Source organism: Spectribacter hydrogenoxidans (assembly GCF_031846275.1).
GTDB lineage: Bacteria > Pseudomonadota > Gammaproteobacteria > Nevskiales > Salinisphaeraceae > Spectribacter > Spectribacter hydrogenoxidans.
This window is the reverse complement of sequence record NZ_JAVRIB010000007.1, coordinates 165,684-175,425: the sequence shown is the minus strand read 5'-3', so window position 1 is coordinate 175,425 and position 9,742 is coordinate 165,684. Positions and strand designations below refer to the sequence as shown.

Sequence of the window (9,742 nt, the reverse complement as noted above, 5' to 3'; positions counted from 1 at the left end):
GCTGGGTTTCGCCACGGATGAAGCTGTTGGTCTTGGGGAACAGCTTGTCCTCGACGCACACGCCTGCGATGTCGCGCTGTTCAAGCTTGCGCACCAGCCTCCGCAGGTTGTTGAAATCGCCGTAGCCGGTGTCGCCGTCCAGGAGGATGGGGATGTCGGTGGCGTCGCTCATCAGTTCCAGCTGGTCCACCACCTGGGTCCAGGACAACTCGTTGTTGTCGCGCACCGCAGCCTGGGCCGACAGGGTCAGACCGCTGCCCCACAGCCCCGCGAAGCCCGCCTCCTGGGCGATCCGCGCACTGAGGCCGTTATGGGCCTCCATCAGGAATTCGGTATCCGGCGACGCCAGCAGGCGACGCAGGGCCCTGCCCTTACCGCCGGTCATGCGTTGGCCTCGTCGGCGTTCGCAAGGGCGGGGAGAATTTCCTGGCGGGCACGCTCGACGTCAGCCGGAAAATCGATCTCGATCCACGGAAGACCGGTAATGTCGAGATAGTCGAACGCCGCCGGATCGGCCCGTAGCAGATCGCGGATTGCCTCCTCATGTGGCTGATCTCCGCGACCGTCTGCCGCGTAGGCGGCGGTGACACCGGCCAGCCGGGCCGCCATGGCCGCGGACAGGCGAAAGAAGCCCACCGATTCGCCAACCACTTCGTAATCGCCCGGGTCCGGGCGCTTACGGAATTCCATCAGTTGCCCCCCGGCCACGCAGAGCTTGACCGGTTCGTCGCCGGGCTCGAAATCGCGATCGAGCAGGAATAGATCGGCGCGGGGGGCAGCCACCAGGCGCGCGAGAATGGCCGGGTGATAGAGCACATCGGCGTCCATCACCAGCACCTCGTCACCACTGGTGAGCACGTCGGCGGCGGCATCGAGGCTGAGCACGCTACCCCGCTCGTAGTCGGGATTGTGGCACAGGCGTGGCGCTTGCACCGCGGTTCGGACTGCGTCGGCAAGAATCCCGGCCTGGAAACCGGTTACCAACGTCACCGGCCCGACACCGGCGCGCTCGAGCAGCTGCAGATGCCGATCCAGCAGTGACATGCCCCCGATCTCGAGCAGGCACTTGGGACGACGTTCGCCATCGACAATCCCCAAGCGGCTGCCAACGCCGGCGGCGAGAATAATTGCCTGCATATGCCCTTCTTAGCCCGTAACTGACTGAGTCGACCGGCGGGCGCAGGGCAGCCCACCCGCGACGCCAGCCGGGGCGAATATTACCGCATCGTTACGCGGGTTGTGGGTCCGACGCTCGTGTATCCGGCAGCTGTTCCAGCACCTCCCGCACCCCGATTCGGGTCAGGCACTGGGTGTGACCCAGCGGGCAGCGCCGCTCGAAGCAGGGGCTGCAGGCCAGGTCCAGATGCAGAATCCGGGCGGCGTCGGACAGCGGCGGCGTGAATCCGGGGGTAGATGACCCATAGATAGCCACCAGCGGCGTGCCCACCGCAGCGGCCACGTGCATCAGACCGGAATCATTGGTCACGGCCATCTCGCATAACGCCAGCAGATCGATGACGTCGGCGAGCTGGGTGCGGCCACATAGATTGACCGCCACATCGCCGCTCGCATCGACGATGGCGCCGCCAACCTCGGCATCCTTGGGCGAGCCGAAAATCAGCACCCGCTGCCCGCGCCGGCCCAGCGCCCGGGCCAGGGCCGCGAAATGTGCCACCGGCCACTGCTTCGCGGGCCCGTATTCCGCGCCGGGCATGAAACCCACGAAACGCTCGTTGTGATCCAGACCGAGCTCATCCATCAGGGCGGCCTGACGTTTCCCGTCCACGGTCAGGGCCGGATGAGGTACCCGCGGCGGTCGGGCGGCAGCTGGCGGCAGGCCCAGCGCCACGTAGCGCTGCACGGTCTGTGGCAGATGTTCGGCGTCGAACGGCCGGCGGTCGTTGATCAGCCCGAAACGGGATTCGCCGAGAAACCCGGTGCGCTGAGGGATACCCGCAAACCAGGGCACCAGCGCCGATTTCAGCGTGCGCGGCAGCACGATGGCCTGATCATAACCAATCGATTTCAGCTGCTCCGCCACCCGGCGGCGCTTGCCCCAGCCCAGTTCCCCGTGGCCCGCAGGCAGATCGAAGCCCTGACGGGCTTCGGGCATGCGCTCGATGATGGGCAGACTCCAGCCGGGCGCGAGCACATCAAGGACAACGCTCGGATCGCGCTCGCGCAGGGTCTTTAACAGGCTCTGCGCCATCACCATATCGCCGACCCACGAGGGGCCAACGATCAGGATCCGAGCCGGCCGACTCAGGGTGTCACCAGTGTCAGCTGTGGAAAATAGGTTCGGTAGCGGCGCACATCGCGGGTAATCAAGATCAGGTTTGCGACAGCAGCATGGGCACCGATAAAGAAATCCGGCAATGGCGACTGCCGAGTGCCGCCCGCACGGCGGTAATGCAGAAAAGATTTACCGGCGAGAAACGCTGCCTCCCATGGTAGGGACAAACGCTGGAATACGGTCTCCGGCAATGCCGCTTCGCAAGCCTCGATCCGGCTAAAACCCACCGAGACCTCAGCATAAATTACGGCATTGATTGCCAACCCGCCTTGATCGGCTGCGTCCGCCAGGGCAGACGCCGACCAATCCAGCCAGCGCGCATCTTCCCTTAGTACATCCAGCAATACATTGCTGTCGACCAGAGCCAAGGCCACGAGCAAGCGCCTAATTGCCGCGCGTGAGCGCCATGATTTCATCCGTGCTCATAGGGACATCGGCGCGGCCTCGCATTTGCGCCACCAGATCAGCGCCACGGGTTGAACCTGTCGCCCGGCGAAGAATCACCTGGCCGCCGTCGATCACGAATTCGACATCACTGTCATGCTCCAGTCCAAGCCGCCGCCGAATGTGGACCGGGATGGTGACCTGCCCTTTGCTGGTTACCCGCATCATCCACTCCTTGCAAAAAATCCTTACCAGAGGGTAATACCTCTCCCTGATTGCTGCCAAACCCATGGGCATCCATCTCTGACAACACCCGGCTTCAACCGCGAGTCGCCAGCCAGTCCAGATACCGCGGCACCCCCTGCTCCACCGTGGCGAATTCATGCGGATAACCGGCCGCGCGTAGGGCGGTGAGATCGGCCTCGGTAAAGCTCTGATAACGGCCCTTGAGTTCGTCCGGGAACGGGATGTAGCGCTTGCTGCCTGCACCCCGCCAGCCGATCACGGCGTCGGCCACGTCGTTGAAGGGCTGGCTGCGGCCGGTGCCGCAGTTGTAGATGCCGGCGGTACCGGTTTCCCACAGCCAGAGATTCACCGACACGCAATCGCCCACATAGACGAAATCGCGCCGCTGTTCGCCGTCACCATAGCCGTCCGACCCCGCAAACAGGCGGCATTCACCGTCGGCGGCAATCTGGTTGTTGAAGTGCCAGGCCACGCTGGCCATCTTGCCCTTGTGCTGCTCCCGCGGGCCGTAGACGTTGAAGTAGCGCAACCCGGCGACCTGCGCGCCCAGGCGTGCCTGGCGGCTACGCACGTGCTGGTCGAACGCGAATTTCGAGAATGCGTACATGTTCAGCGGGCGCTCGTGGACTCGGTCCTCGGTGAAGGTCGGGCCGGCGCCATAGACCGAGGCCGAGGAGGCGTAGATGAACGGAATATCCCGCGCCTGGCAGTAGTCCAGCAGGTTGACCGAGTAGCGGTAGTTGTTGGCCATCACGTAGCGGCCGTCCCACTCGGTGGTGTCGGAACAGGCGCCCTGGTGGAACACCGCCTCGATGCCCAGGTCCTCGCCGGCCAGCAGTCGGGCCTCGAAATCATCGAACTCGAAGTAATCCGCGAAATCGAGATCGGCCAGGTTCAGGCACTTGCGCCCGTCGCGCAGATCATCGACCACCGTAATGTCGCGGCGGCCGCGCTCGTTGAGGCCGGCGACCAGATTGCTGCCGATAAAGCCGGCGCCTCCGGTGACTACAAGCATGCTGGGGCTCGCTGGTTGGCGGCGGCTGCGTGACGGCGCCGACCGCGAAAATTCGATTTTCGAGGCGGATTGTAGCCGACGGCAAAGGCGCCTGTCGCCGGCTTGGCGGGCAATTCCGGCGCTATGGGATAATGCGGGAATGAACCAGCGCAAGGGCGACAACCGGGGCATGGCTCCGCCGGCGACCGACCCTGACGCTGGACCGATCCGGCTCACGCCGGATCTGCTGGTGGCCCGCGGCCACCATCGGGCCTGCTATGTCGATCCCCGCGATCGGGACCACTGCATCAAGGTGTACCACCGGCCCGACCCGAAGGACCTGAAACGCGAGCAGACTGCCTATCGCGTTCTGCAGCGGCATGGGGCGGACTGGGAACTGCTATCCCGCTATTTCGGCGAGGTGACCACGAATCTGGGCCCCGGCTATGTCTTCGAACTGATCCGCGACCACGATGGACGGGTGTCGCGCACGCTGGAGCATTATCTGGACCCGGCCACCCACGAGTCGCTGACAGCCGCCGAGCTGACCCCCGCCATGCGCGCCCTGCGCCGCTTCCTGATCGACAACCGGGTAATCTCGCAGGAGATCGCCCCGCGCAATCTGGTGTTCCGCCGCCGCGCGGACCGCGGTGGCGACCTGCTGATGATCGACGACATCGGCAACCGCGACTACATCCCGATCCGCAACCACCTCGCCTTCATGGCCCGCAACCGCATCCGCCTGTACTGGGGCCGCTTCGAGGCAAGATTGCGCGAGGGCTACGGCCTGGATTTGGGCGCCATATCGGGGCCGGATTCGGCCTGATCGTCGGGCTCACCGATCCAGGCCTGCCAGGCGGCCTGCACCGCATCGCGCTCGGCCTGCAATTCGGTCTCGCCGATCATTGCCCGTGACTGCTGCAGCGCCCCGGCATGCACCCGCATCCGGTAGGCGCGATAGGCATCGGTGAGCTGCCTGGTGGTGTCGTAATCCAGCAACTGGGCGGATTCCAGGGTTTCCAGAATCCGGATAGTGTCGGAAAAGCGAAGCAACGGCGGGCACTCGCAGGCATAGCGCAGCACCGCGAACTGGGCCAGGAACTCGATATCCACCAGTCCGCCCGGCGTCTGCTTGAGGTCGAGATTGCCCGGCTCCCGCCGGGTGAGGTTGTCGCGCATCTTGCGACGCATGCCGGCGACCTCCCGACGCAGCTTGTCGACATCCCGCGCCGCGCCGAGGATGTCGGCCCGCACCACCCGGAAGACCTCGCCCAGCGACTCGTTACCGGCCACGGGACGCGACCGCACCAGCGCCTGATGCTCCCAGGTCCAGGCCTGCTCGCGCTGGTAGGCAGCAAAGGCATCGATATGGCCGACCAGCAGGCCGGACTGGCCGCTGGGGCGCAGGCGCATATCCACCTCGTAGGCCCGCCCGGCACCGGTCTGGGTATTGAGCACATGGATCAGCCGCTGCGCCAGCCGCAGGAAGAAGGCCTGGTGCGTCAGGCAGCGATTGTCGCCGTCGGTTTCCTGGTCACCGGGGCTGTCGTGGACGAACACCAGATCCAGATCGGACCCGTAACCCAGCTCGATGCCGCCCATCTTGCCGTAGCCGATCACCGCGAACCGGGCCACCTCGCCATCGCGGTCGCCACCACGGATTGTCGGCCGGCCGTAGCGCGACATCATCTGTGACCAGGCCATGTCGAGGGCAGCCGTGAGAATCACCTCGGCCAGTTCAGTGAGATGATCGCTGACGATCATCAGCGGCATGGCGTCGCTCACATCGGCCGCGGCCACCCGCAGCAGGGCCCGCTGACGGAATCGCCGCAGCAGGTCCATCCGGTTTTCCAAATCCGCCTCGGGCACGGGTGCCAGTTCCTCGGCCAGTGCCGCGGACAGTTCCGACTTGCGCGGCGGGCGATATAGCACCCGCGGATCGAGCAGGCTGTCGAGCAGAACCGGTTGCGCCTTGATCTGCTCGGCAATCCAGGGACTGGCCGCGCACAATCGCACCAGATGCGATAGCGCAGTGGGATGCTCGACCAGCAGCGCCACATAGGTGGTACGGCCGGTGACCGCCTCCATCACCTGCAGCGATCGCTGCATGGCCAGCGAGGGCTCCGGGGTAGCTGCCGCCGCCCCGAACAGCAGCGGCAACAACCGTGTCATCCAGCGCTGGCCGCGGTCGGCCAGGGCACGGTAGAGGCTGTCGTCGCGCAGACGCGCCACCGCCGCCAGCACCGGCTCGGCGTCGTCGATGCCGTAGGTCGCCAGCAGCTCGGCCGCGGCATCGGCGTCCATGTCACCCTCCCACAGGGCGAGGATGTCGTCATCGGCTTCGGCGACCGGCTCATCGGTCTGGGGTGACAGGAACACCTGCTCGAACGCGTCGTGCACCCGCCGCCGCCAGTCCGCCACCGCGGTGGACAGCGCGGACCAGTCCTCGAACCCCATCGACACGGCCAGACGCTTGCGCCGATCATCATCGGCCGGCAGGTCATGGGTCTGCTGATCGGCCCAGGCCTGCAGGCGATTCTCCAGGCGGCGCAGAAAGCGATAGGCGCGATCCAGATCCCGGGCGACATGCGCCGGAATGTGACCCTGCTCTCCCAGCCGCGCCAGCGTGGGCAACAGGCGAGTATCCTGCAGGGCCGGCTCGTGACCGCCGCGGATCAGCTGGAAGGCCTGGGCGATAAACTCGATTTCCCGGATGCCGCCGCTGCCCAGCTTGATGTTGTCCTCCATGCCCCGCTGAGCCACCTGGCGATTGATCAGGGCCTTCATGTCGCGGATCGATTCGAACGCGCTGTAGTCCAGATATCGCCGGTAGACGAAGGGCCGGAGCATCTCGATCACCCGCCGCCCGCCGTCAATGTCGCCGGCTACCGGCCGTGCCTTGATCCAGGCATAGCGCTCCCATTCGCGCCCGTGGGTCTGGTAGTACTGCTCCAGCGCCGGCAGGCTGGCCACCAGCACCCCGCTGTCGCCGAACGGCCGCAGCCGGGTGTCCACCCGGTAGACGAAGCCATCAGCCGTCTGCTCGGCAAGCAGCTGAACCAGCCGGCGGGCCACCCGCTTGAAGTATTCCGCCGCGTCCAGCGGCCGGCTGCCGTCGGTCTCGCCTGCGCCGCGATGGGCGAAGATCAGGTCGATGTCCGAGGAAAAATTCAGCTCGCGCCCGCCGAGCTTGCCCATGCCCAGCACGATCAGCCGTTGCGGCCGGTCCTGGTCATCGTGCAGGTGGCCATGGCGCTCGGCCAGTTCGGTTTCCGCCTGGGTCAGCGCCGCCTCGAGGCAGACATCGGCCAGATCGGATAACGCGATCAGCGTCTCTTCCAGATCCGCCTGATCGGTGAGATCCCGCCAGGCGATACGGAACAGCCACTCGTTGCGCAATTGACGGCAGGCGGCCAGCCAACCGGCGGGATCGGCCGTCTCGCCCAGGGCCGCGGCGGCTGTATCCAGCTCGGCCCGGTCCGCGGGCGTAATCAGGACGCCCGCCGCCACCAGTTCGGCGAAGCGGTCAGGCCGCGCCAGCATCCAGCGGCAGGCGAATTCGCTGGCGGTGGCGACCCGGTCGACGGTGGCCGGGGATACGCCCGCCGGCGCGGTCGGCGTATCGGCACTCATGCTGCCGCTCCGGTTGCAGGGGGCGCGGGCAGCAACGCGGCGAAATGGGCTTCCAGCCGGTCGTAGTGCGCCTCCGTTGAAAAACGGCCGGCAGCGTCCTCGCTGGCCCGGCGAGCCAGCTGCTCACGCTCGGCCGGGAACTCCATCAAGCGCCGCAGATGTACCGCCAGTGCGGCATCGTCACCGGGGGCATAAAGCAGACCGTTATCGCCATCGCGCAGGATTTCGGTCACGCCGCCGGATTCCGCCGCGATCACCGGCACCCCTACCCGCATGGACTCGATGATCACCAGCCCGAAGGTCTCGATCTCGGCGGCGTGCAGATTCACGTCGCAACGGGCCATTTCCGTCTGGGGCTGATCCAGGAAACCCAGATACTCGATCTGGTCGGCGACATCCTCGGCCTCGGCCAGCAACTGCAGGGACCGGTAGTAATCGGGGTCATGGACCTGGCCGGCCAGCGCCAGTTGCACCGGATAGCCGTCGCGCTTGAGCCTGCCCAGCGCCCGGATCAGGGTGTCCTGACCCTTGCGGGGTTCGATGCGGGAAAACGAGCCGACCCGCAGCCGGCAGCCGGCGCGATCCACGGCCGGGGCCGGACCATCGAGCCCGGGCGCCCCGGCGTGCAGCGCCACAATGCGCTCGGGCGCCAGCGGCAGCATCTCGACCGCGGTGCGCCGGATGCGCTCGGTCACCGCGATCAGCAAGTCCACACGAGCATAGAGCTGGCGGTGATACCAGTCCTTCTTGGGCGAGGCGGGCAGCTCCATGTGCCGATGGTAGACCAGCGCCGGCCGCTGCCGCCCGGCAAGCCGGCAGGCCAGCGAGCACAGGGCGAAATCGACGCGGTGGTGCAGATGCAGAATATCGGGCCGGAATTCATTCAGCGCCCGGCGCAGCAGCCGCCAACGCCGCAGTGCCCCGCGCGGGGCTGCTTCCCGGCTGGGGCGTGAGCAGCGTCGCGCGAATAACGTATCCTCGGTGGTCAGCGTCAGCACATCGTGTCCGCGCGCCTGAAGCGCCCGGCTGGTGTGCGCGGCATACAATTCCAGGCCACCGCTGCCATCGGCAAAACAGACTTCCAGAACCCGCATCCCCAACCCGTGAACTCCCTTGCGCATCGCCGCTGACCGGCCGGAACCCGGCACCTCGAACTTTGTCGAGGGGCTGCCGGATGGCCCGATTCTACTCCTGCGCCCCGACCGGCTCGGGGACGTGCTGCTGAGCCTGCCCGCCTTCGCGGCCGTCAAGCAACACTGGCCGAACCGGCCGGTGGTTGCCGCCGTATCCAGCTACACCGCGCCGATCGTGGTGGCCTGCCCGTTCATCGATGACGTCTGGGCGCTGCCGGTGGTCGATGGACGTGGCCGTTTCTCGCCGGACACCTGGCACGACAAGCCCCGACCAGCCGCGGCGGTGAGCTATTTCTCCGATTTCCCCAACGCGCTGGCGATCTGGCGGCAGCGCATCCCCCGGCGCCTGGGCCCGGCCAGCAAGCTGGCGCAGATTTTCTACAACCATCGAGTTCGTCAGCGACGCTCGCAGTCGATCAAGCCGGAATGGGCCTACAACCTTGACCTGTCCCATGCGCTGATCCGCCTCGCCGGCGACGAGCCGGGGCCGGCACCGGGCGCGCCGCTGCTGCATTTCGACGATGTCACGGACGACGACCGGGTCGCATTCGGACGCGAACACGGCCTGCCACCCGAGCGGAACTGGGTATTCATTCATCCGGGCAGCGGGGGATCCGCGCCGGCGCCCACGCCGGCCGATTACACCCGGGTGGCTGACAGTATTGCGGAAAGCGGTTGCCGCTTCGTGATCACCGCGGGGCCGAACGAGCTACCGCTTGCCGAGCAGCTTGCCGGTACGATGCAGCACCTTTCGCCCACCGTGTACCACTCGCAGGGTGGGCTGGTGGATTTCGCGCGCAACCTGCGCCATGCCGACCTGTTCATCAGCGGTTCCACGGGCCCGGCTCACCTGGCCGGGGCCCTGGCCCGACCCACGGCCACCTTCTACCCGAACCTGCCCACCGCCGGCCCCCTGCGCTGGCAGACACTGGCACCCGAAGCACGGCGATTCGCGTTCACCCCGCCCGACGGCGCGGCGCCGTTCGATATGACGGCAATCGATTACGCGGCGGTGGGGCGTGAACTGGGGGTTTGGCTGGCCGGCCGGGCAGGCTGATC

General features: G+C 66.6%; 10 protein-coding genes. 2 read left to right on the top strand and 8 right to left on the bottom strand.

The features are described from left to right. The 6 genes from RM532_RS08630 to rfaD all read right to left on the bottom strand — a co-directional run. Nucleotides 1–385, bottom strand: a 385-nt coding sequence (locus RM532_RS08630; protein ID WP_311652868.1) for an isocitrate lyase/phosphoenolpyruvate mutase family protein, incomplete at its 3' end; no start/stop codon positions are given. Beyond that, nucleotides 382–1,137 carry a phosphocholine cytidylyltransferase family protein gene (locus tag RM532_RS08625; protein ID WP_311652866.1) on the bottom strand — a complete coding sequence of 252 codons (756 nt, stop codon included), beginning with the start codon at nt 1,135–1,137 and terminating at the stop codon, nt 382–384. The genes RM532_RS08625 and RM532_RS08630, both read right to left, overlap by 4 nt. A 91-nt stretch (nt 1,138–1,228) precedes the next feature. After that, nucleotides 1,229–2,242, bottom strand: coding sequence for a lipopolysaccharide heptosyltransferase II (waaF, locus tag RM532_RS08620; RefSeq protein ID WP_311652870.1), 1,014 nt, complete (start codon nt 2,240–2,242; stop codon nt 1,229–1,231). A 20-nt stretch (nt 2,243–2,262) separates the two neighbouring features. Then, nucleotides 2,263–2,667 (bottom strand): type II toxin-antitoxin system VapC family toxin, encoded by a 405-nt coding sequence (locus tag RM532_RS08615; protein WP_311652865.1) that lies wholly within the window; start codon nt 2,665–2,667, stop codon nt 2,263–2,265. Between the two features lie 10 nt (nt 2,668–2,677). Then, entirely contained in the window at nt 2,678–2,902 is a 225-nt protein-coding gene (locus RM532_RS08610; protein ID WP_311652864.1) for an AbrB/MazE/SpoVT family DNA-binding domain-containing protein, read from the bottom strand. A 94-nt stretch (nt 2,903–2,996) separates the two neighbouring features. Then, nucleotides 2,997–3,938, bottom strand: coding sequence for an ADP-glyceromanno-heptose 6-epimerase (gene rfaD, locus RM532_RS08605; RefSeq protein WP_311652863.1), 942 nt, complete (start codon nt 3,936–3,938; stop codon nt 2,997–2,999). A gap of 139 nt (nt 3,939–4,077) precedes the next feature. On the opposite strand from rfaD, the gene RM532_RS08600 reads away from it, so the two are divergent. Then, the gene (locus RM532_RS08600) at nt 4,078–4,743 is read left to right on the top strand and encodes a YrbL family protein (RefSeq protein ID WP_311652862.1); all 666 of its coding nucleotides are present in this window, start codon (nt 4,078–4,080) and stop codon (nt 4,741–4,743) included. Here RM532_RS08600 and glnE read toward each other — a convergent pair. Further along, entirely contained in the window at nt 4,698–7,550 is a 2,853-nt protein-coding gene (gene glnE, locus RM532_RS08595) for a bifunctional [glutamate--ammonia ligase]-adenylyl-L-tyrosine phosphorylase/[glutamate--ammonia-ligase] adenylyltransferase (RefSeq protein WP_311652861.1), read from the bottom strand. The two genes, RM532_RS08600 and glnE, sit on opposite strands and share 46 nt — an antisense overlap. Further along, nucleotides 7,547–8,671 carry a glycosyltransferase family 4 protein gene (locus RM532_RS08590; protein WP_311652860.1) on the bottom strand — a complete coding sequence of 375 codons (1,125 nt, stop codon included), beginning with the start codon at nt 8,669–8,671 and terminating at the stop codon, nt 7,547–7,549. Before RM532_RS08590 ends, glnE begins: the two co-directional genes overlap by 4 nt. On the opposite strand from RM532_RS08590, the gene RM532_RS08585 reads away from it, so the two are divergent. Beyond that, a complete protein-coding gene (locus RM532_RS08585; protein ID WP_311652859.1) occupies nt 8,664–9,740 on the top strand; it encodes a glycosyltransferase family 9 protein in 1,077 nt (358 codons plus the stop codon). The two genes, RM532_RS08590 and RM532_RS08585, sit on opposite strands and share 8 nt — an antisense overlap. The last annotated feature ends 2 nt before the right edge of the window (nt 9,741–9,742 follow it).